Origin of the sequence: Acetobacter sacchari, assembly GCF_017377715.1 — a bacterium.
Classification (GTDB): domain Bacteria; phylum Pseudomonadota; class Alphaproteobacteria; order Acetobacterales; family Acetobacteraceae; genus Acetobacter; species Acetobacter sacchari.
In genome coordinates this window covers 22,036-46,861 of record NZ_JAFVMF010000005.1, presented here as the reverse complement: position 1 = coordinate 46,861, position 24,826 = coordinate 22,036, and the positions used below count along the sequence as shown (strand labels likewise).

Genomic DNA, 24,826 nt, shown 5'->3' with positions numbered 1-24,826 from the left:
CGGTCGGGGGTGAACCCTCGACCGCATGCTTTAGCGAGACCGAACGATCTGATCCTGTCGAAGCGCCTCTACAGCATCTGCGATCTGCTCGGCAGGCGTCGGGGTGAGAGGAAGGACCAGCACATGTTCATCTGCGTCCGGCTCCTCCAGCGTCGCGAACTGGCTGGGCAGCAGGCTGGCCGGCATGAAGTGACCCTCACGCCTCTGCAAGCGCGCAGAGATAACATCTTCCGGAATAGCGAGAAAAAGAAACGTAATATCCACACCGCTCGACCGCAATCTGTCGCGGTAGATTCGCTTGAGGGCCGAGCAGGTCAGGACGCCGCCGCGCCCTTCCTTCGCCCGTTCGGATATCCAGTCACGGCACGTATCCAGCCACGGCCAGCGATCTTCGTCAGTCAATGGAACGCCAGCCGCCATCTTTTCGACATTGCTTTTGGGGTGCAGGGCGTCGCCTTCCTGAAACGGCCAGCCAAGAAGGTTGTGCAACCCGTCCGCAACCGTGCTCTTTCCGGTTCCGGAAACGCCCATCACAACGACGATACGCGGCGCCAACCCCTCCGCGAACGGAAACGAACCCGCCTTCATTGATGCCGCCGTCATTGCGCCGCCACGTGAAGGCGTGCGACGCCGGTCGGCCCGGCGATAACCGCCTCGCTCGCCATACCGATGAACAGGCCGCTTTCGACGACGCCGACGATGGAACCGATCGCCAGTTCAGTCGCCGCCGGATCGTCGATCCCTTCAAAATGGCAATCGAGAATCAGATTGCCGCCGTCGCTTATGAAGAGGTCCCCTGCGCGCGAGCGCCGCGGAGAAACATGCGCCCCGACCTCCGCCAGCCGCCGCGCCGTCGCCTCCCAGCCGAACGGCGTCACCTCCACGGGCAACAGGCTGTGCTCGCCAAGGCCGTCGACCAGCTTGCTCTCATCGGCGACGATCACGAGCCGATCGGACGCCGAGGCCACGATTTTTTCGCGCAAGAGGGCGCCGCCAAGTCCCTTGATCAGATTCAACGTGCCGCGTTGCACCTCGTCGGCGCCGTCTATCGTCAGATCGACCCGCTCATGCTCGCCAAAGCCGGACAGAGGAATTCCAAGTTCCCGCGCCTGATGCTCCGTGGCGAGCGACGTCGGCACACCGACGAAGCGCAGTCCCTCGCGATAACGCCGTCCCAACGCGGCGACGGCGAATGCGGCCGTGCTGCCTGTGCCAAGCCCGACGACCATTCCGTCTTCGACCATTTCCGCAGCCAGTTCGGCCGCATGCCTTTTGTATTCCGCAGCCTGCTCAGAAGACATGCTCACGATACGACCTCCCCGGCGGCGGCGGCGTCAACAAGCCACTCGATCCGCCCTTCCGACGTTATATGGCTTGCAGGCTCTGCCGGATCGCCTGCCCGCACCCGGGCGTAAACCTCCGCTTTGGAAGCCCCCGTAACGAGGAAAAGCACAAAGCGACTGGAGGCGATAGCGGGATACGTCAATGTCAGGCGAGTGTGCGGGGCGTCGTCCGGAACGCAGGGAGCGACCCACCGCGTGCGTTCCTCCAGCACCGGCTGACGAGGAAAGAGGGAAGCCGTGTGGCCGTTCTCCCCGAGGCCCAGAAACACGACATCAAAAAGCGGGCGGTCGGGCTCCAGCGCCTCGGCGCCGTAAGCCGTTTTCAGGCTTGCTTCGTATGCCCACGCCGCCGCATCCGGATCGCCCTGATCGGGCATCGGAAAGATGGCGTCGACAGGCGCGGGAACGCGAGAAAAAAGAATGGACTGCACCATGCCCCGATTACTGTCAGGGGAATCCGCTGGAACAAACCGGTCGTCGCCGAAAAAAAACTGTACGCGGCCCCAGGGAAACTGCGCTGCATACTCGGGAGCCGCCATCAGGGCATAGAGCCGCTTCGGCGTCGATCCGCCCGATAGCGCGACGCGAAAAACACCCTTTGCCGCCAATGCCTGTTCGAGCAGAAAGTCAGCCGCCCGCCGCGCAATCGCCTCCGCATCGTCGAGGACAATTTGACCCGCCGACATCACGTCGTGCCCGCTCATAATAATTCTCCTAAAATATAACGCTCAATTCCGATAGCAAAGCCTTCCGCCTCGCTGGATTCCGACACATATGTCGCGGCCCCCCTTACGGCGTTGACCGCCTGCCCCATTGCTATGGAAAGGCCGGAGACCTGAAACATCGGTATGTCGTTCGGTTGATCACCCAGCGTCGCGATCATCCCCGCCGGGATATCAAGGAGCCTTGAAAGAGCGCGAACTACGCCGCCCTTGTTCGCGTCGGAATGTGTGACATCCAGATAATATGGTTGAGACAACGCCGCTGATGCGTTGGCTCCGAGCGCTCCCTGCACGGTCGCCTCCAGCCGCTTCATCAGATCGGGATCGTCACTGACCCCTGTAATTTTGACGACGCCGTCTGTGATGTCGGGAATATCGTCACGCACGGTGGGGGCGAATTTTACTGTCCACTGCTCTCGCGCAACATGCGGGTAACCCGCGTCAGGTACAATCCAGTCGTTGCCTTGGTAGATCCAGACATCCGCCCCACCTTCGCGCATCAGCGCAACTGTCTTCCTGACGATATCCGGCGGCAAAGTCAGCGATTGAACGACCGAGAAATCACGATTGACCATCAGGCCGCCATTAAAACCCGCAACTGGGGTCCCAAGGCTTAATGGATCAAACAACATCTCCATACCCTTCGGCGGACGGCCCGAAGTAATGGCGAAAAGTATTCCCCTGTCGTGGAGTTTTTGCACAGCGGCGACGGCCCGATCCGTCAGTATCTTTTCATGCGTCACCAGCGTGCCGTCCACGTCGCTCAGGACCAGCCTGATGTCTGACGCAGCACGACCGCCGGCGGGCGTCACGACGACGAGCCCTTCGCTCCCGCCACTCTTGGCAACACATAGGTTTCAATGGCGCGAGCCCAGCCTTCGTCTTCGTTACTCGCAGTACGAACGTGAGCGTAGGATGCGACCTCGTCCGTGGCGTTACCCATCGCGATGGACAGCCCCGCGACCTCGAACATCGCAATATCGTTGCGCATGTCTCCGAGACAGGCGACCTCATGCGGCTCAATGCCGAACATGGCAGCGAGCTGCTTCAGCGCATAACCTTTTGTCGCCTGTTCCGGGGTAATATCGAGATAATACGGTGATGATCGCGCAACATGAGCGCGCCCCTCAAGCAACGCGCCGATCTCGCCTTCCAGCCGAGCGAGAAGGTCGTAATCGCTGCTCGATCCCGCCAATTTGCCTACTTTGTCCACCCAGGGATCGAAACCCTCGCTCGCGACGATCGGTTCGACCCGGATCGCAGCCTGTTCGTGCTGCACATACGCCCCGGTCACGTCGCCTACGATCCAGTCAGAGCCGCAAAATAACCAGGCGTCCACCCCGTGAACGTTCAGCATATCAAGCGCGTCACGCAGGGCGTCCTGCGGCAAAGCCAGACTCGACACCGTTCGCCCTTCAGCGTCAAAGACGATGGCCCCGTTAAGTCCTGCATAAGGTGTTTTCAGCCCCAGCGCCTCGAAATACATCGAGATCCCCGGAGGCGGGCGGCTACTGACGAGGCAGACAGGAACGCCAGCCTCCCGCAGCTGCCCGATCGCCGCCAGCGTGGCGGGAGTGACCTGCTTTTTTGGCGTCAGCAGCGTGCCGTCCATATCGCTGACGACAAGTCGAACGTTCTCGGTCGGCGCGGGCTTGGCCTCGCGCCGGGCTTGATCGTCGCTCTTCATGACAGACTCTCTCGCTCCGCGCGCATGCCCTTACCCGCCTTCGTCAGTTTTTGGTTTCGACGTGGCCGCCGAACCCAAAGCGCATAGCCGACAACACCTTCTCGGCGTAATTGTTGCCAGTGCGCGAACGGAAGCGTGTGAACAAGGCAGCCGTCATCACCGGCACCGGTACGGATTCCTCGATGGCGGCTTCAATGGTCCAGCGACCCTCACCAGAATCCTGAACTTGCCCGGAGAATTCAGACAACTCTCCGTTTTTCGCCATCGCCTGCGCGGTGAGATCGAGTAGCCATGACGAAACGACGCTACCGCGACGCCAGACTTCGGCAATATCGGCCATGTTGAGCGAGAAGCGCTGATCGTCCGGCAGCAACGGCGAGTCCTTGGACTTCATGACGTCGAAGCCCTCTGCGAACGCCTGCATCATCCCATATTCGATGCCGTTATGAACCATTTTCACAAAATGGCCCGACCCGGCCGGACCGCAGTGCAGGTACCCCTGCTCCGCACGCTCGTCCAGACCATCACGGTCCCGCCCCGGCGTGGGCGGAATGTCGCCCTTGCCCGGCGCCAACGCCTTCAGGATCGGATCTATATGGTCGGCAGCTTCCTGCGTGCCGCCATACATCATGCAATACCCGCGATCGAGACCCCAGACGCCGCCCGACGTACCGACGTCGACGTAGTCAATGCCGTTCTTGCTCAGTTCCGCAGCGCGACGAATATCGTCCTTGTAGTAGCTGTTGCCACCATCAATCACGATGTCGCCATTACCGAGCAGTTCGCCGCACGTCTTTACGGCGTCTTCCGTGATCTGCCCGGCCGGCAGCATCAGCCACACGACTTTCTTAGGCCCGTTCAGCTTGGACGCCAACTCGGCAAGGCTCGACGCGCCGACCGCACGCCCATTCTCCGCGCGCGAAACGATTTTCTCTACGGTATCCGCAGAATTATCGAACACGACAACATCGTGGCCATGCCGCGTGAGACGCACTGCGATATTCCCGCCCATGCGTCCCAGACCAACAACTCCGATCTGCATTTGTCTGATCCTTTTCTTCAGATCGCGGCTTTGATCGCCGACGCTATGGACGCGAGACCCTTGGCGAGATCGCCCTTGATGTGCACGCGCAACGCACGACGGCCACGCTCGGCGAGGACGTCGAAATCGCCGCGCGCCTGCGCCGCCTTGACCACGCTGAATGTGAAGCGCTCGCCGGGAACCGGAAGATCGTTCGCGTCATCCGCAGTAATCTGCAGGAACACTCCGCTGTTGGGGCCGCCTTTGTACGCCTGTCCCGTCGAGTGCAGGAAGCGAGGCCCGAACTCAGCGGCTGTCGCCACTTTTTTCGCGTCACGGATCGCCAACCGTGTGTGCTGAATCCACTCACGTGTCGCCCGATCACGCTCAATGTAGGCGAGAACGCCGACATAATCACCGGGCTTCACGCGATCGAAATGCGCCTTCAGGATTTCGTGCGCAGAGCCGCCCTTCAACGCCGCCGTGTTTTTCGCATCGGCGAAGAACGAAAGATCTCCATCCGTCGCGAACGGTTCCTCGGACGGAAGCGCTCCGGTGTCGTTATACGCAGATGTCAGCTTCTTTGTTTCGATCTTGCTGGCCTCGACGTCCGGCTGATCGAACGGATTGATCTCCAGCCACGCTCCAGCAACCGCCGTCGCGATTTCCCAACGGAAGAATTCCTGCGCAATCTGACGGCGTTCGTGCAGCACAATGGTTACGACTGGCTGACCCGCTTCAATCAACGTGCGGACCGCCTCATCCTGCTCATGCGAATGTTCATTCGCCAGACGCAGATAGACGAACACACGATCGGAGCCGTAATGCGTCGGCCCAGCGAGCGTTTCGTCATCGATCGGGATCAGACCTTTACCGATCTTTCCAGTTGATTCCGCGATCAACTGCTCCGCCCACGCTCCGAAATCCGCGATCTGCTTCGTAGCTATGATCGTGATCTTGTCGCGACCGAACTTCGTCGCAGCAACGCCGAACACCGTGCCGAGCTGGACGCCTGGATTGACCGCCGGAGGCGCGCCCGCGTCGCTCGCCTTCACACCATGCAATGCGTCTTCAAGGAAGAGCTTGATCGGCACGCCCGCAGCCGTGGCCGGGACGAGACCAAAATTCGACAAAACCGAATAACGGCCGCCTGTTTCCTTCTCTCCGCCAAATATTTTCCAGAAGCCTTCGCGCTTTGCGACGGCTTCAAGATGCGATCCCGGGTCCGTCACCGCCACGAAATGCGAAGCAGCTTTGTCGCCGATCGCCTTTTTTGCAACATTGTAGAAATAGGCGAGAAGAATATTCGGCTCCAGCGTCCCTCCTGACTTCGAGGAAACGATGAACAGCGTATGCGCCGGGTCGATCTTGCCTTCAAACGTCTTGATCTGCTGCGGGTCGGTGCTGTCCAACACGTACAGGTGGCCGAACCCTTCGTGCTTGCCGAACGTCTCGGCCAACACTTCTGGACCGAGGCTCGATCCGCCCATGCCGAGCAGAAGAACCTGCTTGAAACCACGCTCCTTGGCTTCCTTCTGGAACGCCTCAAGCTCGGCGACATGGCCTAGCCGCTCACCAACAATATCGAGCCACTTCAGCCATTTCGCTTCGTCCGCGCCAGTCCAGAGCGACGCGTCGCGCGCCCACAGCTTACGGATGGAGCCTTTCCGGCGCCACTCGTCCAGGCCAGCCTTCACAGCGGCGTCGAGATCTGCGGGCAAGGAGAACTTCGTCTCGGTCAGCTTTTTCCCGAGAATATCATTCTGCTTCTTCGCCACCGAGCCAAGCAGGCTGTCGAACGCGTCTTCGAAGGACGACACGCCCTCGTCCACAAGGACCTTCGTCACCCCGGCGAGGTCGAGCCCAAGGCGCTCCGCTTCCGCCAGAACATGCTTCGCCCCCTCGACATCCTCGGTCAGCGTGGCGCCGGGGAGCGTGCCGTGGTCGCGAAACGCGTCGAGCGTCGCGGGCGGAATGGTATTGACCGTTTCAGGGCCGATCAGTTGCTCGACATACAGCACGTCGCTGTAAGCCTTGTCCTTCGTTCCGGTCGAAGCCCACAGCAGTCGCTGCGTCTGCGCGCCAGCCGCTTTCAGTTTCGCCCAGCGATCGCTCTTCATGACTTCCAGCCAATACTGGTAAGCCAGTTTCGCATTGGCTATCGCGACCTTGCCGCGCACCGCCTTCAGCGCCTCACTATCCTTGTCGCCAGCCTTCACGCGGCGATCAATTTCCGCGTCGATCTTTCCATCAATACGGCTGATAAAAAAAGACGCGACCGACGCTATGGACGCAACCGGCTGACCAGCCTTGACGCGCGCCTCAAGCCCGCTCAGCCACGCCTCAACAACCTTCTTGTATGCGTCGAGGGAAAACAGCAGCGTAACGTTGATGTTGATTCCATCTGCGATCTTCTGTTCGATCGCCGGAGCGCCCTCGTCGGTGCCCGGAATCTTGATCATGAGATTCGGCTCCTTGACCGCATCCCACAACCGCCCAGCCTCGAAAATCGTGCCAGCCGTGTCTCGCGCCAGATAGGGCGAAACCTCGAGACTCACATAGCCATCGACGCCTTTCGACGTCTCGAAGACGGGATGAAGAAGTTTCGCTACTTCGCGAATGTCGTCGATCGCGAGACGCTCATACAGCTCGGAGGTTGAAACAATCTCCTTTCCGAGAATCTCATGGATCTGGGCGTCGTAATCCGTCCCCTCGCCCATCGCTTTTTGGAAAATCGCCGGATTGGACGTAACGCCCTTAACCCCGTCGTCGGCGATCAACGCGGCCATCGAGCCGTCTTTGGTAAATCCCCGCCGCACAAAATCGAGCCAAGGCGACTGCTCGAATTTCGCGAGTTCTTTCAAAGGGCTTTGGTTTGCGTTTGCTGCAGCGTTCATAAGAAGGCGCTCCTTTTCATTGACGCCGCCTTGGGCGCCGGAGGCTGAAACCCAATGACATCCGGCGTCGAACAACGACGCCGGATGTTTCAATCAAAGACCGGCCTGCTTGCGCGCCGCGGCGATCACCGCATCCACAGTGAAGCCGAACTTCTTCAACAATTCCGGAAGAGGCGCAGAAGCGCCGAAGCCGTTCATGCCGATGAACGTCCCGGCGTCACCCACATAGCGGTGCCAGCCGATCGGAGAAGCCGCCTCGATCGCGACACGCCCCTTCACCGCAGGCGGAAGAACCTCGTCACGATAGGACTGGGGTTGCTCCTCGAACAGCTCCCAGGACGGCATCGACACGACACGCGCAGCCACGCCGTCCGCGATCAGCTTTTCATAAGCCTCAACAGCAAGCTGCAGTTCGCTGCCGGTTGCGATCAGGATGACGGCGGGCGTCTTGCCGCTATCCGCCAGCACATAGGCGCCTTTCTGGACGCCACTCGCCGACGCGTATTTCTCGCGATCCAGCGTCGGCAAATTCTGCCGACTCAGCGCAAGAACCGCAGGACGGTTGGTCAGCGGAATCAGCGTCCTCCAGGCCTCGGCCACCTCGTTGGCGTCGCCGGGGCGAAGGACGATCACGCCCGGCGTGGCGCGAAGCTGCACCAGCTGTTCGATGGGCTGATGCGTGGGTCCGTCTTCGCCGACGCCGATGGAATCGTGCGTGAACACGAAAATCGACGGGAGTCCCATCAAGGAAGCCAGACGGATCGGCGGCTTCATGTAATCCGAGAAAATCAGGAACCCGGCGCCATAGGGTCGGACACCAGCAAGCGCGATGCCGTTGACGATGGCGCCCATCGCGTGTTCGCGCACGCCGAAATGCAGATTACGACCGGCGTAGGAGCCATTCCACTCGGCTGGCTGGAAAGCGCCGCCGTCCTTGATCAGCGTCTTGGTGGACGGAGCCAGATCCGCCGCGCCACCGATCAGCCATGGCAGCTTCGCCGCGACGGCGTTCAGCACTTCGCCGGAACTCTGCCGGGACGCCACGCCCTTCGCGTCGGTCTTGTAGGTCGGAATTTCCGAATCCCAGCCCTCGGGCAGCTTTCGCGCGAGAATCAGCTCAATTTCGGCTGCTTCGTCCGGATATGCTTTCTTGTATTCAGCGAAAAGCTCTTTCCACTTCTTGCTGGCCGCGGCCCCACGTGCGCCAAGTCCGTCCTGAAAGTGCTTCTCGACGCCCTCTGGAACGAAGAAGTCTTGCTCAGAGGCACCGTAAAATGCCTTGGTCGCCTTGATTTCGTCTGCGCCCAGAGGTTCACCATGCGCGGCTGCGGTGCCTGCCTTTTTCGGGGCCCCCCACGCAATCACGGAGTGGACCAGGATGAACGTGGGACGCGTCGTCTCCGCCTTCGCCTGCTCAAGAAGTTTCAGAAAACCGGCGGTGTCGTTGGCGTCTTTGAGAACAAGCACCTGCCAGCCGTAGGCGTCGAACCGCTTCGCCACGTCCTCAGTGAACGCGATGTCGGTCGAACCTTCGATGGAAATGCGGTTGCTGTCGTAAATCCACGTGAGGTTGCCAAGCTTCAGGTGACCGGCGGTGGACGCAGCCTCGCTAGCCACGCCTTCCATCATGTCGCCATCGCCGCACAGCGTATAGACGTGATAATCGAAGAGCGGAAAACCCGGTTTATCGAAACGGGCGGCAAGCCACTTCTGCGCGATGGCCATACCAACCGAATTGGCGCAGCCCTGACCCAGCGGGCCGGTCGTCGTCTCGACGCCCGCCGTGTGATGATATTCTGGATGGCCGGGCGTCTTGGAGCCGATCTGGCGGAACTGCTTCAGGTCGTCGATCGTCAGCGACGGCGCGCCAACGACTTTACCGTCGACGACGTCACGAATTCCGGAAAGGTGAATCAACGAATACAGCAACATCGACGCATGGCCGACCGAAAGCACGAAGCGATCGCGCGCGGGCCACAGCGGATCGGCCGGATCGTAGCTCAGCGCGTCCTGCCAGAGCGTGTAGGCCACCGGAGCCAGCGCCATGGCTGTGCCGGGGTGGCCCGAGTTCGCTTTCTGGACCGCGTCCATGGAAAGCGTACGGATGGTGTCGATGCAGGTCCGGTCGATGTCTCGGGCAGGGGCGCCACCGGCTTCCGGGGCGCGGTTCTGCTGGACGTGAATAGAGCGCATGAGAAACCGTTCCTTATTAATGACTGGCCTAATTATCGGGCGTTGCCCAAGGGCGCCTTAAGGTCGCCTCAGGCGGATAAGTCCTGCTGACGATCCCACGCCATCGACCCGTTCGCAAGGCGGAGAAGAAGCCTCCGGCGACGACGTGCGCAATTCAGACCCTAAACCCCCCGGTTATCCACCGGTTGCAAACGTCACATCCATGTGACGCGATTTCATCCGGCCATCGATAGCGCACGTGCGCCAATGTCGCCGCGCCATACAGCGTCATCCCAGCAAATAGCTGCAACGCCTTGATAGGCCCGGTCGATCGCCTCCCGCAAGCCGGGAGCAGTGGCGCACACCGTCAGAACGCGACCGCCGACAGCGATCAGCCGTCCTTCAGCATCGAGCGCCGTGCCAGCCTGAAACACCCGAACGCCCGGCACCGCCTCCGCTCGCTCGATCCCGCCAATCACCCCGCCATGAGCGGGTTCGCCCGGATAACCGCGCGCGGCGAGCACGATCGCGGCTGAAGCGTCGTCGGAAAAAGAGATGGAAACGCCCGCGAGCGAACCCCGCGCCAACGCTGTGAGCGCAGGAAGCAGATCGGTTTCAAGTCTGATCAACAACGCTTGAGCTTCCGGATCGCCGAACCGAACATTGTATTCGATCAGCTTCGGTCCCTCGTTCGTCAGCATCAAGCCGGCGAAGATCACCCCGCAAAACGGCGTGCCGCGCCGATCCATCTCGACCAGCATCGGACGAACCAACAAATCGAGCGCGCGCTCCTGTGCGTCCCGATCAAAGCCGGACGGCGGCGACACTGCGCCCATGCCGCCAGTATTGGGGCCGGTGTCGCCATCGCCGATACGCTTGTGGTCCTGTGCGGCGCCGATCAAAACCGCATCGCGTCCGGCGCAAAAGGCGAATAGGGAGACCTCCTCTCCGACCATGCATTCCTCAATGACGACCGAACGGCCCGCCTCCCCCAGCTTGTCGGACGTCATCATGTCCGTAATGGCGGACTCCGCCTCTTCCAGCGTCTGCGCCACGACCACGCCCTTCCCGGCGGCAAGCCCGTCAGCCTTGATCACGATCGGAGCGCCGCGGCGGCGCACGAACTCAAGCGCACTCCCCGCGTCCTCAAAGCGCTCCCATCGGGCCGTGGGAATTCGCGCCGCGTCGCAAACCTCTTTCGTGAAAGTCTTGCTGCCCTCCAGCGCGGCCGCCGCCTGCGTCGGCCCTGCACAGGCGATTCCAGCTTCGGCACAGGCGTCGGCAAGCCCTGCGACCAGCGGCGCTTCCGGCCCCGGCACGACGAGGTCGATGGCGTGCGTCTGCGCGAACGCGACAAGCGCCGCCACGTCGGAGGCTGAAATCGCCACATTTTCGCCCAGCGCTGCGGTGCCGGGATTGCCAGGAGCGATATAGAGCTGCGTCAGGGCCGGAGATGCAGCCAGCGCAGCCGCCAATGCGTGCTCTCGACCACCCGAACCGATCAGTAGAACCCGCATCACCCGTTCCCTTCGTAACCCTTCACGACGACACACCGTCGCGAGACGACTTTCGCCATCCCGATTGTTCCCTGCGCCGCTCATATGACCGACCACCCCGCCGCACGGCCCCTGGCCCCACGACGTCGTCCGGCAACATGCAGGGCGACACGCCGCCCCTGTTCGCGACGTCGCGTCTGTAGCATAGGGTCAAGGGATGGACGATGCCCCTCCCTCCCAGCCCGCGCCGTTCGGCAATGTTCCCGAATACTCGGTTTCAGAGATTTCCAGGGCCATCAAACGCACGCTGGAAGGAGCCTTCGGGCGCGTTCGCGTGCGTGGCGAGATCACGGAATTCAAACGCTACGCATCCGGCCATCTTTATTTTTCCCTCAAGGACGAAGGGGGAAAAATATCGGGCGTCGTCTGGCGCGGTTCCGTCTCCCGCCTCGGGCTGATTCCTGAAAACGGGCTGGAGATCATCGCCAGCGGCCGCGTGTCTTCTTACGGTGAGCGCTCGAGCTATCAGCTTATCGTTGAGAAAATGGAGTATGCGGGTGAAGGCGCGCTGCTGGCCCGCATCGAGCGACTGCGCCAGCGTCTGGCCGAGGAAGGGCTCTTCGACGCCGCCAGAAAGCGCCCCATCCCACGCCTCCCCCAACTCATCGGCGTGGTGACGTCCGCGCACGGCGCAGTGCTGCATGACATCCGCACCACCATCGCGCGCCGCTTTCCCCGCGACGTCCTGCTCTGGCCCGTCGCCGTTCAGGGCGAAGGCGCGGCGGCGCAGATCGCCGCCGCCGTCGACGGTTTCAACCGCCTCCCTCCCCGCGAACCCGGCGTCACGTCCGACCTCGTCCGCCCGGACGTGCTGATCGTCGCGCGAGGTGGCGGATCGCTGGAGGATCTGATGGCGTTCAACGACGAATCGGTGCTGCGCGCCGTGGCGGCGTCCGCCATCCCGGTGATCTCCGCTGTCGGCCACGAAACCGACACCACGCTGGTCGATTTCGTCTCGGATATCCGCGCGCCGACGCCGACCGCCGCCGCCGAACTCGCCGTGCCTGTCCGCGACGAGCTTATGGCGGACCTCGCCCACCGCGCAGCCCGCATGAGCAGCGCTCTGAACCGCATAGGCCAGACCGCGCGCCTGCGCCTCGACCGCGCGGCACGCGGCGTGCCGGACCTGCCGTCCCTGCTGGACGCCGGACGGATGCGGCTTGACGACCGTTCGCACCGGCTGGATATCGCCCTGCCGGCGCTGCTGGAGCGTCGTCGCGCCTCCCTGATCTCCGCCGAACGCCATTTGCCCGCACCCGCCGCATTGCTGTCGGATCATGGCGCGCGACTGAAACTGCGCGCGGCGAGCCTGACCGCCGCCGCAGCCGCCATGACCCATGCCATGGAAATGCGCCTCGCCAGAACGCGCCTCTCCGCCGCGCCTCTCAACGCGTTGTGCCGGGAACGCCAAGCCCGCCTTACCGGCCTAGCCGGACAGTTGAAGGCCGTATCGCCCATGGCGGTTCTGGAGCGCGGCTACGTGCTGGTGCGCGACGCCAGGGGCGCGCCGGTGGCCCGCGCCGATGGAGCCAAACCAGGCGCGCATGTCACGCTTGTCTTCGCGGACGGAGAGACAGGAGCGACACTCGACAGACGCGCCAACCCCGCCCAGACGGCGCTCGACCTCTGAACGCAGCGGTCTGGACTGCGCCGCGCCGCAGTAGCCGCCGGTCCACGAACATGCCATCACACGACCTCGCTGCTGCGGATTTTAGGGGGACGGAACGACTTCGCTCGATCTTCTGAAACCGCACACGCGTCGCCTGAACCACCGCCCGGAGCCTCCAGCATGAGCGCGCGCTTTACACAGCAAGAAATCGGAAAACTCATCGTGATAGCCGCCATTATCGCCGCCACTCTCGGCGTGCTGATCTATATCGGGCAGTCCTTCGTCTCCGCAGTCAGACAATCAGCCGCCACGACCTCGGTAAGCGCCACCGACTGCGCCATGGTGTCGTCAGACCGTCCCGGCGGCAATCCTTCGCACTGCCCGACCGGCACCGGGGCGACGACCAGGTAGACGGTGATGGTGTCTGAGGGCGACAACCGCTTTCGCCCTCAGGTCGGACTTTCAAGCAGCTATATTGCTTTCCACTTAGCGGACATAACATGAACGCGCCATTTTCTGCCAAAACCTAGTCAAAACCCTTTTTGAGTCAGGCTCTGAGAGAGCAAACCCGACTGCGATAAGGTGAAACGCCTAAAGGCGATAATTGCGTAATGTATCGAATCATCTAATATTATCCAGCATAAAATGAGGTGATACCGGATGTCATTGACCGACGCCCTTAAGATTGAATATTCAGAAATTCTTTCTGGATACGATATTAATTTCTTTGACCGTACCACAGTGGTTGAGGGTATCGCGGGATACTCCGATATCTTTCTTCCGGGTGCTCCCGCTGAATGGAAGTCTGGCCGAAGAGTTATGATCGTCGGGCGCGAAACGCGGGGGTGGAAACGACCAGCGTCCACCGGCTCTTATGATACGCTTGAGCGCCACATCGATGCGATGGTTGAGTGTCATACGAATTTCTCGGCGCGCCATAGCAGCAAAAAAAAGCAGAACCGGGGAGAAACTTTCTGGAACTTCATGCGGTCTGTAGGAGATATCGTTGGCGATGGGAACGTGGCCTGGTGCAACCTGTTTTGCATGGATTTCAAAGACACAATGCCTCAGCCAGGGCAGCCGCATTATGACACGGTCAAATCCCTGTCCGCGCAGCTACTGAAAGCCGAGATTAACGTTCTCCAGCCCGATGTTATCATCTTTGCCAATGGGGGGGCATCGGTACTTGTCCGGCGAGAGTTTTTCCCGCTCTCCGGCCCAGAAAGTGTGTGCACTGACTGGCGACCTGTTGGAACGTTTGACAAGACAAAGCTGGAACGTTTCACTCTATATGGCTCAATCGACTGTTATCGAATCAATCACCCTTCCTCGATGAGCCGGGAAAACCGTGCAGCCCGAACGCTTTTGCTGGAGCATTTGCGCTCTACCTTTGCGGCTTCCGTGTAACGTTCAGCCATCAGACAGTGAACCGCCCGAAGATTGGCAGCGACCAATCTTTGCACAGCATGTTGCTATGTCCGTTAATAGGAAGCGCGTACCGCTTCACCCACGTTTGACAAGAGAGCGTAAGTGGATCTTCTGCTTACGCCTCTCATGTCGGACGGGTCGTCGGCGTGACCACGTCTTGCATAACGGACGCGGCTGATGGAATTAATCGGATGGCTTTAAAGGCCTCCGCAAGTCAACGGTGTGACATAGTAGTTCGAGAAACTCGTGATGGGTTAGCGAGTAGCTTGACCAGCCGTCTTAATCATAGCTATTCATTAAAAAGTTTTGAGTGGCGTTGAGCCATAGTGGGTCAACTCGATTTGGTCGTTCATTGTCTGGGTACATGAATTGGAAACCTCGGCTCTTACAGTGGAGGAAGTTCGCATCATACAGGCGAAGGCTGACTTCCAAATGGCCCTCAGCGCGTTCGATTTTATTTCGGAGGTCGGTCCCAAAGAACCGATTTCGCGGATCGAACGTCGGCGCCTACGATGCTTTGAGGACGCCGCTGTCATCGCATACTGGCGACCATTCTCCGTCTCAAAGGGGCTGCCAACGATCAGCTTAAAGAGGCTGGGCATCACGGCTACCATCGAGCAGTTGGCCCTTCACGAGCGATTGAAGGAAAGGCGCAACAAGGTCATCGCTCACACGGATGTCGATCGTATGCGCCTTGCGTTCAGCACATTCAAAGCGTTTGAAGATTCGGAAATCATGCTGCCTCAATATGATTTCGACGATGCGCTAGAATTCTACCCGGACCTAGATGCATTAATTCTCTGGCTGCGCACCCTGCGTCAGGCCGCTGGGAGAGCGATTTTCAAGCGAGTGCAAGGGCGGCAAGAAATTCGTTTCAAGCATGACTACACCGACCAAGGTTAGGCGAAGGCCCCTCCCTAGCCGCTTTCGCAGAGCGGCGGCTTTCCCGTAACGGTTCCTCAAAGCCGACCTTCCGCTTCCTCCCTCTGCCGTATTCACGACTCCCAACAAAAACAGGGACCGACTCACGTCGGCCCCCATCCTCACCACTCCCAAACTATAAGGCAGGATCAGAGAGAGTTACTAACCCCAACCTCGGCAGTCTCGCGCCCGTTGATCACCAGACCGTCGCCATTCGCCGAGACATTGACCGTCTCGCCATCATGAATGCCGCCCTCGAGCAACATTTCCGCAAGCTGGTTCTGCAGGCTGCGCTGCACGACGCGCTTGAGCGGACGGGCGCCATACACCGGATCATAACCCTCGTTCGCCAGCCACTGCTCCGCAAGCGTGTCGAGGTGCAGAACGATGTTGCGATCCGAAAGCAGACTCTGAAGCCGCCCGATCTGAATATCGACGATCCGCGCCATATCGACTTTCTGCAAGCGTGAGAAAAGCACGATCTCGTCGAGACGATTCAGGAACTCCGGACGGAAATGGTCACGCACGACGCGCATCACCTGCGCCTGCACCAGATCTGTGGACTCTCCATCAGGCTGGTTCGCCAGAACGTCGGAGCCAAGATTGCTGGTCAGCACGATCAGCGTATTGCGGAAATCGACCGTGCGCCCCTGCCCATCCGTCAGACGCCCGTCGTCGAGCACCTGCAACAGAATGTTGAAGACATCGCCATGGGCTTTCTCAACCTCGTCGAACAGGATGACCTGATAGGGACGACGACGCACGGCCTCGGTCAGCACGCCGCCTTCCTCATACCCCACATATCCCGGAGGCGCGCCAATCAGGCGAGCGACTGCGTGTTTCTCCATGAACTCGCTCATGTCGATACGCAGCAACGCCTTTTCGTCGTCGAAGAGAAACTCCGCCAACGCCTTGGTCAGCTCGGTCTTGCCCACGCCGGTCGGACCGAGGAACAGGAACGATCCGATCGGCCGGTTCGGGTCCTGCAGCCCGGCGCGCGCGCGGCGAACCGCATTCGCCACCGCCTTGAGCGCAGGTTCCTGCCCGACGACGCGCCTGCGAAGCTCGTCCTCCATCCGCAGAAGCTTGGCCCGTTCGCCCTCGACCATCCGGTCCACGGGGATGCCGGTCCAGCGAGACACGACCGAGGCGATGCCCTGCTCCGTCACAGCCTGCGACACCAGATCGCCGGTCGATCCCGCCTGCGTTTCCTGAGCCTGCGCGATCTTCGCCTCAAGGTCGGGGATGACGCCGTACATCAACTCGGACGCGCGGCCGAGATCACCCTTCCGCTGCGCCACCTCTACGGCGGAACGCGCCTCGTCCAGTTGCTCCTTGAACTTCTGGACTTCGCTGACCCGATCCTTTTCCGCATGCCAGGCAGCGTTCATCGCGTCGGATTTCTCCTCGAGATCGACGAGTTCCGCGTCCACCTTCTCCAACCGGTCGCGGCTGGCGGAATCGTCTTCCTTCCGCAGCGCCTCACGCTCGATCTTCAACTGGATCACGCGACGATCAAGTTCGTCTAGTTCCTCCGGCTTGCTGTCGATCTGCATACGCAGGCGGCTGGACGCCTCGTCGATCAGGTCGATCGCCTTATCAGGAAGGAACCGGTCGGTGATGTAGCGGTTCGACAGGGTCGCCGCCGCCACCAACGCGCCGTCCGAGATGCGGATACCGTGGTGAAGCTCGTATTTCTCTTTGATCCCGCGCAGGATCGAAATCGTGTCGGCCACGGACGGTTCGCCCACGAACACCGACTGGAAACGCCGAGCAAGCGCCGCATCCTTCTCGATGTATTTGCGATACTCGTCGAGCGTCGTAGCGCCGATGCAGTGCAGCGTGCCACGCGCCAGTTCCGGCTTGATCAGGTTGGACGCATCCATCGCGCCATCTGAACGTCCTGCACCGACGAGCGTATGCATCTCGTCGATGAACAGGATCACCTGTCCTTCCGCGCTCTCGACTTCCTTCAGAACGGCTTTCAGACGCTCTTCGAACTCGCCGCGAAACTTCGCGCCCGCGATCAGCGCGCCCATGTCCAGCGACAGCAGCTTTTTGTTGCGCAGCGCCTCCGGCACGTCGCCGTTAACAATGCGCTGCGCCAGCCCCTCGACGATAGCGGTCTTGCCGACGCCCGGTTCACCGATCAGCACGGGATTGTTCTTGCTACGACGCGCGAGCACCTGAATAGCGCGACGAATCTCCTCATCACGCCCGATGACCGGGTCGAGCTTTCCCGCCTGCGCCACGGCTGTGACGTCGCGTGCGTATTTCTTCAGTGCGTCGAACGCGGCCTCCGCATTCTCGGTATCCACGGTCCGACCCTTGCGAATCGCGGCGACGGCCTTCTCCAGCGTCTCTGCGCCAGCGTTGCCGTCCTTCAGGGCGCGTCCCGCAGCGCTATCCGACGCGGCGATGGCGACCAGAAGCCGATCCTGCGCCACGAACGAATCCCCGGCTTTTTCAGCCGTGCGCTGGGCCGCATCCAGAAGGCGAACGAGATCAGGCGTCGCCTGCGGCTGCCCCGCGCCGCCGCCCTGTACTTTCGGCAGCCTCGCCAGCGCCTGCTCAGTCGCGGCGAGAACCTTGAGCGGATCCCCACCCGCAGCGCGAATCAGCGACGATGCAGCACCTTCATTATCGTCAAGGAGCGCCTTGAGCAGATGCTCCGGCGTCAGTTGCTGATTGAATTCCCTGACGGCGATCGTCTGCGCAGCCTGTAAAAAACCGCGCGAACGTTCCGTAAATTTCTGTATGTCCATAGTCCCGGTGTCCCTTTCACTCTAGGCGACGTTCAGGCCTCGGCGCCGTCCCTCTATAGGCGACGTCGTCTCGGTCTTGCATTGGATATGGGCGCCGTCCACCCGATGACAAGAGCAAGTCGCTCCAACCCGCGACCGAAATTGACCACGGAGACGCATATCGATGTTCGATGCGCTGACAACCTGCTCCGCCGCCCCTCACCGCCTGAACCACGAGCGATAGCCACCATTCGGGTGCGGGCCAGATCGCCGAAGGCTGATCGTTCTCAAACGCATCACGCCCATGATCTTTCGGCCCCCGGCAGTATTGGGTAGCTTGAGGTCAGAATGGAAAGTCCTCGCCTCCGGCTCGCTCCCGGCAAGCGTCGTTAATCATTCAGGAACCATGGCGTCCTCCCCTACCGGGAGGGATGTCGGCGAAAGAGAAGCAGCCAGGCACTATGGGCAAAAAACTGGGTATCGCGATCACGACCTACAACCGGATCGATAACCTTCTCAAACAGATCGACCTGATTGAGCGTCTGAGCGTGTCCGATATCGAACTGGTCGTGTGCGACGACGGATCGGATGACGAAACCATCGCTATGCTCGCCGAACGCGGCGTGATGACGATCGGCGGCGTCAACCGCGGGATAGCGTGGAACAAGAATCGGGGCGTTTTCTACCTGTTCAACTACACCGACGTGGACGCCGTCATCCTGATGGACGACGACGTGATGCCCCGCATTCACGGCTGGGACGCAGAATGGTTCGAAGCCGCAACACTATACGGGCACGTCAACTACGTGCCCGGAAGCATGGCGCCCTACGTGATCGGCGGGGGGCTGACCGCAGAAGATGTCGGGCTGTCGCCGGTTGTTGGCGGGATGTGCATGGGCGTCAGCCGGGAAGCGTTCGCCCGCGTCGGTTTCATGGATGTGCGCTTCGGCCGATACGGCCATGAACACAGCGATTACTCGTTCCGCTACGTGCGCGCGGGATACGGCGGATTTGTCAAAACCGCCGAGAAAGGGCCGATGACCTATTTCTATGTCATCGATGGCGGCGTGCAGCTGGCGAATCTACCTTCGACCGGAACGCCGGAGGAAGCCAGCAAAAATAATGACCTGCTCGCAAAAGTTGCGAAGGATCCGATCCACCGCATGCCATGGAAAGACGACGAAGGCCGCGACGCCTTCCTTACTGAGTTCGAGCCCATGAGCAGTCGCGTGATCCCTGAAATCGAGACCGTTGCGAAAGAGTTCGACGAAGCTCTCTATCTGGCCGCCAATCCAGACGTCAAAAACGCCGCGATGAGAGGCCTTCAACATTACATGGCGTTCGGGCGTTTCGAAAAACGACGCTTGAAACCATGACATGCAACCTAATCCGCCGCGCGAAGATGTCGCGCCTGGAATAGAAAAGCTGCAATCAAACCTGGAATGATCGCCTCAAATGGAAAACAGCCGCCCGACTTCGTCCGTCGGGCGGCTGCTTGTTCCCACGTCATCGGCTGTCCAGCCACTGCGATGGGATATCCCGTTCGCAACGACTGTGACGGCGGCGTCAGAAGCCGGTGGACAGAGTGACCATCGCACTGAAAGGCACCTGCAGATAATATGTCGGAGACGATCCGGCGATCGTTCCGCCGTAGACGCCCTTCGTCGCATTGGCGTTCGTCTGGAAACCGTAAACGCCGTTTCGGAACTTGGCACCAGTCAGGTTCTGCATGTTCAGCTGAATTTCGGGTGATTTCAGATATCCGAAGCTCTTGAAACGATACCCGACAGCAACCTGATTGGTGATGTATTGCGGAATGGACTGATCATTCATGAAGGTCGAATACTGCTTCGCGATATACTTCAGCTGACCCGAAATCCACAGATGACCGTCGTCATAATCGAGACCCAGCCCCGCCTGAACCTTCGGCGACCGGATAGCGATCTTGCCCTTTGTCGGCAGATAATCGGTCGTACCGCTCGTAGTACTGCCCGCAATGTTGTTGTCGATCGTCGAGTGCAGATACTCGAACGTCGCGTACGGGCGGATATGATACCAGATCGGGCGGGTGCCGATTTGTGCATCGACACCACGCGTCGTCTGACCGCCTGCATTGACCGTCTGACTGTAGGGCGTCGTGCCCACGTAGTAATTAAGCGACTGCTGACGGTTCGAAAGGTTGTAGTTGAAGAACGACACGGAGGCGTTGATCACGTCGCCGTTGTAGCGATAGCCCAGTTCTTCCTCAATCGTGTATTCAGGATTGCTCGACCCGCCCCTCTGGGTCTGCGCGTTGGCTGTTCCGTAATAGTCGACCAAGGAAGTATTGGCGGGCACACGGAAATTGGTGCTGCCAGAAATGTAAATCTGATGCTGCTTGTTGAAATTCCACGAAATGCCGATCTGCGGCAGCGGCTCGGCAGAGTGGATGTTCCGGTTATATGTTGTCCCTGGCGTGTAATTGTAAGTACGACGCGTCACCATGGCTTCCTTGAAACCAAGCGTGATGTTCAGGCGATCGTTAAAATACTTCATCGTGTCGCCGATAAAGATCATGTTCACCTGCGACAGGGACAGGAAGTCGCGCGCCCGGAAATTCTGCCCCGTCGTGGTCGTGACAACCGCGTTCGTTCCCCAGATGTTGTAGGGCTCTCCCGTCGCCTGATTGACCTGACCATAAGGCGAATACTGCTCAAGGTTGGCGTATTCATACCACCAGCCAAGAGACAGAGTGTTGTGCTTGTCGATCTTGTATGTTGCGGAGAGAGTGTTGCCGGTTCTGAACTGTTCCTGATTGGACGGAGCCAGAGCCAGATACCCTTTACTGGTGTCTCCGTTGAGCGACACTTTCTCCGTGCCCATATAAAGATTGGACAGCGCGCTCGGGGTGAAATACGTCGCGCCCGTGCCGTTGCCAATCCCGTGCCAGAAATAGATCGAGTCGTCGATCGAGAGCTTCGGCGAGATAACGATATGCGTCGGGGCGGAGGCTACGACGTTACGGAACGGGTTCACATGCAATTTGTAGTAATTGGCGCCCGCCGCGCTCGCTCCGGCATAATTCGGGGTGTAGTTATTGCTGTACCCATTCGCGCGCCACTGGCTCAAAGTGGGGAACAGGTAAGAGTCGTTGACCTGGTCGTTATACGACACTGTCAGACCCGTGTGGCTGCCGTTCTCGAAATCCTTCACGGCCTTGAAGTCATAATGGAACTTCTCCGCCTGCCCGGCGCCACGCCACTGATTGCCCTTCGTGTGGCTGAAAGCGAACATGGCGCGGATGCCGCTGTTGCCGATGTAACCGGAGTTCAACCGCAGGAACTGTCGCGTCGTATCAAACGAACCGAAGGAGATATCGAGCAGACCGCCAGCCTTAACCGTCGGATTGCTCATTGTCATCGTGGTCAGACCGGCGGACGCGTTGACCACCGGCGAATTGACGTCGACCGATCCTGGCGTCAGCTGCACGGATTCGAGATCTTCCGATTCGAGCACCTCGTTGGCGTAGAACTGTCCGCCGCCGATGTCATTGAGCGGCGCGCCGTCCAACACCCAGCCGACTTCCGCCTGATCGAAACCACGAACATTGACCTGACCAGAGTACAGGCCAAACGGATCCTGCATCGAAACATTGACGCTCGGCATCATGGCGATGAGCTGCTGCACGTTGGATGACGGCGGCTGCTTTGCAATAAAGTCGCGCGTCACCGACTGAACAGCCTTCGCAGCGGTCTCCGCGCGCATCAATCCGCCGCCAGGCTGGCGGGTCCGGACGCTGCGACCGCTCACCGCGACATCTTCGGTCTGAGACGACACGTACGGGCGAGACACGGGAGCCGGCGCAGCGGCCGCAACCGCCGGCTTGGCGACTACCGCAGGCGCCGCCGTTTTCGCGGACGAAGCCTTCGTCGTGGTCGTACGATGGTGCGCGCCATGACGCACAGCCGCGTCAGCCGGATCGGCAACGCTGGCCAGGATTGAACCGGCGAGTAAGGTCATCAAAGTGGTTCTGCGGGCGCGATGCGACATTAACTGGCGTTTCCCATGACAAAGCGTTGCGTTAACGTTACAATATAAACTGTGACTGACGACTGCCGGGATGCTCACAGACATTACTGCCCGACGAAATCCGATTTTAAAGCAGAACCGCATTTGCGCCGATTAGTAGTCGGTTTTACTATTCATTCGAAGACAAACGGGTCAGACGTTGCGGTTGAGATTTTAGGGCCTTAAGTGACGCTCTAGCCGGAGAGCACACATGCAAGCAACGAAAGGGTGAGGCTTCGTTCCAAATTGCATCTCACCTGTGACCAATCTGCATCAATTTCACCCTTTCCCCGCGGCTACGCCGCTCCCGGGAGCAGAAGCGCACGGCGTCAAATCGGATAAGCCCCGCATCGCATATGCCTCCTGCGTCGTCATCGCGGAAACTACACGTGAAGCACCTCCCTCAATGTGAAATTTTTATTTCTGATGAAAATAGCTGGGATTTTCATTCCAAAGTTCATTATTTTTGCAAAATATTTCAATAATAACAGAAAAATAGTATAATTTTTCGTTTAACGAAATCATGCTGGATATTTGTAAAATCGTCGCAACGAGGCCCCTGCCTTGCGCTCAGGTTCTCAATCAGCAACGCGCACTCGCTGAACCTGTCGCCGCCGTAAAAGCAATCACAGGGTCTGCCGCGAAGCATGCCAAATATAAATTTATAAACTTGCATGTCTGAAAAAAATCAAAACATTGCGAAGCTGCCTGTTTCGGCCAAGGCACTTGCTCTCCGGGCCTTACCAGCCTGTGAGCAGACCGAGTTTCTACGCATCCGCGATGTCGATCCATGATAGCAAATAAACAAACGCCCCCGACGCGACATGCGCGCCGAGGGCGTGTCAAAGCGGTCAAAACACCTGTCGACGTCGCAACGACAGCGGCGGAATTCAGTCTCCGGATTTTTCGGTAATCGTCCAGGTGATGACGACATGGTTCGGGCTGGGATAGTTGGGCGTCATCCCGATGCCAGCTGAAACGCCTTTCGCTTTATAAACGCCCTGAATAGCTTGCTGATCTGCGCTGACGCTTTCATTCGTCACTTCGGAGCCCGGGCGCAGCTTCGTCGCAGCCGCCAGTTCGTCGCTCGAAACCTTCTTGTTCCCCGAGAACGCCACGCTGTCGACGACCAGCTTCGCCGGTCCGGCAGCCGCCTGCTCCCCGATCTGCCACTCCACTTCAACGTTCTTGCCGATAAACTTCAGCTTCTGGCCGAAACTGGCACCAACGTTCTTCGCCTTGTAGACGCCCATAACGTCCTGAAGGCCTGCCGCGATTTGCGTTTGCGTCACGGTGTCGCCAACGTGAAACGGAACGGCTGCATCGATGTCGCTGGTCGCAACCTGGCTGTTGCCCGTGATCTTCAGCGTCTTGAGCGTAAGCGGCGTATCAGCCGACGGCGCCGACGCGGCGAAAGCCGAAGACGCGAAAACCGTCGGGGCGACCATCACTCCAGCGCCCATGGCCAGAGTCGCGGCCAGAGCCAGAGGGGACGCGGTCCGCGAGGCCGAACCATAGGCGGAACGAACTGCCTGCCTGCTGATACGGGACGAAAATACGGTCATGCCTGATTACTCCTCAAAAGGCGTCCGAACATGATGCACAGCATCGCCACGGCGCCAAGCCAAGCCGCACCGGTCCTGCTCTATGGGGGCGGTTCGAGGATATCGTCGTCCTGGCCATTCAGAACGACGCCAGCCGAAGCCACGACGACGCAGACGATTCCCAGCGCCTTCTGAAGCGACAACGCTTCTCCGAGCAGCAACAATCCCGCACAGGCGGCAGCCACTGGCTCCAAACTGTACAGTATGCCCAGATCCCGCCCCGACAGAACCTTCATCACCAGACATTCAAGCGTATACGGCAAGGCGGAGGACAACACGGCGACCAGCACGCCCGCCCCCAGCCACAACGGCTGCGACAGCACGGATACGACCGTGGCGGCGAACCATGGCGCCATCGCCAGCCCCCCGATAAAAAGCCCCGATGCGGCGGCTATCGTCGCCTCGACCCGTCCAGCGAGTCTTTTCCCTGTGATAATGTAGAGAACCCAGCACACAGACGACAGCGCGGCTTCGAGCACACCCACCGGGTCAGGAAACTTCCCGCCGCCATGGGGATAAAGCAGCAGCGTCAACCCAGCCACGGTCAACGCGAGCCAGGCAATGTCGAGAACCCGCCGGGAATGCGATAGCGACAACAAGAGCGGCCCGATGAACTCGATCGCCACCGTCACACCCATCGGCAACCTGTCCAGCGCAAGGTAGAAGCAGACATTCATGCCAGCCATCGAGAGCCCATAGGGCGCAGCGAGCCTCCATGTGTCCCGCGTCATTCGGCCGAAGGGCCGAACGATCGCAGCCAGAAGAATCGCGGCGAAACCAATCCTCATACTGACGACGCCCACTGCGCCGAATATAGGAAACAGGGATTTCGCCAGCGACGACCCGAATTGCAGCGAGACCACCGACGCCAGCATCTGGGCGACAGCCGAGAAACGGCGCGACGACAGAGGCTGCTTGGTGACGATCATCATGGCTCCCCGGAAAAGCCGATTCTTTGGCGCAACTCACGCCGGGCCCTTCACGTCGCGCTTCCCTACGCGAGGACCACGCTTTTTTCGAGAGCGGCGCCGTTGATCTGTCGTCAATGCAGGCATGGGGCATGAAGCCACGTCAT

The 24,826-nt window shown here is 60.0% G+C and carries 18 protein-coding genes; 5 read left to right on the top strand and 13 right to left on the bottom strand.

The genetic code is table 11. The features are described from left to right. Positions 1–30 precede the first annotated feature (30 nt). The 9 genes from J2D73_RS05435 to purD form a co-directional block, all read right to left on the bottom strand. Entirely contained in the window at positions 31–603 is a 573-nt protein-coding gene (locus J2D73_RS05435; protein ID WP_243429680.1) for a gluconokinase, read from the bottom strand. Continuing rightward, positions 600–1,310 (bottom strand): ribose-5-phosphate isomerase RpiA, encoded by a 711-nt coding sequence (gene rpiA / locus J2D73_RS05430; RefSeq protein ID WP_026398637.1) that lies wholly within the window; start codon positions 1,308–1,310, stop codon positions 600–602. The genes J2D73_RS05435 and rpiA overlap by 4 nt, the downstream gene beginning before the upstream one ends. Beyond that, positions 1,304–2,047, bottom strand: coding sequence for a 6-phosphogluconolactonase (gene pgl, locus J2D73_RS05425; RefSeq protein ID WP_207880130.1), 744 nt, complete (start codon positions 2,045–2,047; stop codon positions 1,304–1,306). The genes rpiA and pgl overlap by 7 nt, the downstream gene beginning before the upstream one ends. Then, the gene (locus J2D73_RS05420) at positions 2,044–2,877 is read right to left on the bottom strand and encodes an HAD family hydrolase (RefSeq protein ID WP_341535026.1); all 834 of its coding nucleotides are present in this window, start codon (positions 2,875–2,877) and stop codon (positions 2,044–2,046) included. Before J2D73_RS05420 ends, pgl begins: the two co-directional genes overlap by 4 nt. Continuing rightward, entirely contained in the window at positions 2,874–3,752 is an 879-nt protein-coding gene (locus J2D73_RS05415; RefSeq protein WP_207880128.1) for a Cof-type HAD-IIB family hydrolase, read from the bottom strand. Before J2D73_RS05415 ends, J2D73_RS05420 begins: the two co-directional genes overlap by 4 nt. A 43-nt stretch (positions 3,753–3,795) precedes the next feature. Then, positions 3,796–4,794 carry a phosphogluconate dehydrogenase (NAD(+)-dependent, decarboxylating) gene (gene gnd, locus J2D73_RS05410; protein WP_243429679.1) on the bottom strand — a complete coding sequence of 333 codons (999 nt, stop codon included), beginning with the start codon at positions 4,792–4,794 and terminating at the stop codon, positions 3,796–3,798. A 17-nt stretch (positions 4,795–4,811) separates the two neighbouring features. Continuing rightward, entirely contained in the window at positions 4,812–7,670 is a 2,859-nt protein-coding gene (locus J2D73_RS05405) for a bifunctional transaldolase/phosoglucose isomerase (RefSeq protein WP_243429678.1), read from the bottom strand. A gap of 93 nt (positions 7,671–7,763) precedes the next feature. Beyond that, a complete protein-coding gene (gene tkt / locus J2D73_RS05400; RefSeq protein WP_207880126.1) occupies positions 7,764–9,863 on the bottom strand; it encodes a transketolase in 2,100 nt (699 codons plus the stop codon). A gap of 215 nt (positions 9,864–10,078) precedes the next feature. After that, positions 10,079–11,359 (bottom strand): phosphoribosylamine--glycine ligase, encoded by a 1,281-nt coding sequence (purD, locus tag J2D73_RS05395; protein WP_207880124.1) that lies wholly within the window; start codon positions 11,357–11,359, stop codon positions 10,079–10,081. A gap of 196 nt (positions 11,360–11,555) precedes the next feature. Between purD and xseA the strand changes: the two genes are divergently transcribed. From xseA to J2D73_RS05375, 4 genes are all read left to right on the top strand, one after another. Next, on the top strand, positions 11,556–13,028 hold the full coding sequence (gene xseA / locus J2D73_RS05390; RefSeq protein WP_207880123.1) for an exodeoxyribonuclease VII large subunit: 1,473 nt from the start codon (positions 11,556–11,558) through the stop codon (positions 13,026–13,028). A 159-nt stretch (positions 13,029–13,187) separates the two neighbouring features. Next, the gene (locus tag J2D73_RS05385; protein ID WP_207880121.1) at positions 13,188–13,418 is read left to right on the top strand and encodes a hypothetical protein; all 231 of its coding nucleotides are present in this window, start codon (positions 13,188–13,190) and stop codon (positions 13,416–13,418) included. A 249-nt stretch (positions 13,419–13,667) separates the two neighbouring features. Then, entirely contained in the window at positions 13,668–14,414 is a 747-nt protein-coding gene (locus J2D73_RS05380) for a hypothetical protein (RefSeq protein WP_207880119.1), read from the top strand. Between the two features lie 453 nt (positions 14,415–14,867). Continuing rightward, positions 14,868–15,338: a hypothetical protein gene (locus J2D73_RS05375; RefSeq protein WP_207880118.1), complete on the top strand. Its 471-nt coding sequence runs from the start codon at positions 14,868–14,870 to the stop codon at positions 15,336–15,338. 167 nt (positions 15,339–15,505) lie between these two features. Here J2D73_RS05375 and clpB read toward each other — a convergent pair whose 3' ends face one another. Further along, positions 15,506–18,121: an ATP-dependent chaperone ClpB gene (gene clpB / locus J2D73_RS05370; RefSeq protein WP_207880116.1), complete on the bottom strand. Its 2,616-nt coding sequence runs from the start codon at positions 18,119–18,121 to the stop codon at positions 15,506–15,508. 410 nt (positions 18,122–18,531) lie between these two features. Here clpB and J2D73_RS05365 point away from each other — a divergent pair, with 410 nt between their 5' ends. Further along, on the top strand, positions 18,532–19,476 hold the full coding sequence (locus J2D73_RS05365; RefSeq protein WP_207880115.1) for a glycosyltransferase family 2 protein: 945 nt from the start codon (positions 18,532–18,534) through the stop codon (positions 19,474–19,476). 190 nt (positions 19,477–19,666) lie between these two features. Here the strand turns inward: J2D73_RS05365 and J2D73_RS05360 are convergent, their stop codons facing one another. The 3 genes from J2D73_RS05360 to J2D73_RS05350 form a co-directional block, all read right to left on the bottom strand. Further along, a complete protein-coding gene (locus tag J2D73_RS05360) occupies positions 19,667–22,099 on the bottom strand; it encodes a TonB-dependent receptor (RefSeq protein WP_207880113.1) in 2,433 nt (810 codons plus the stop codon). A gap of 938 nt (positions 22,100–23,037) precedes the next feature. Next, positions 23,038–23,712: a POTRA domain-containing protein gene (locus J2D73_RS05355; protein ID WP_207880111.1), complete on the bottom strand. Its 675-nt coding sequence runs from the start codon at positions 23,710–23,712 to the stop codon at positions 23,038–23,040. Positions 23,713–23,792: 80 nt separating this feature from the next. Next, positions 23,793–24,683 (bottom strand): EamA family transporter, encoded by an 891-nt coding sequence (locus J2D73_RS05350; RefSeq protein ID WP_207880109.1) that lies wholly within the window; start codon positions 24,681–24,683, stop codon positions 23,793–23,795. Positions 24,684–24,826: the final 143 nt, after the last annotated feature.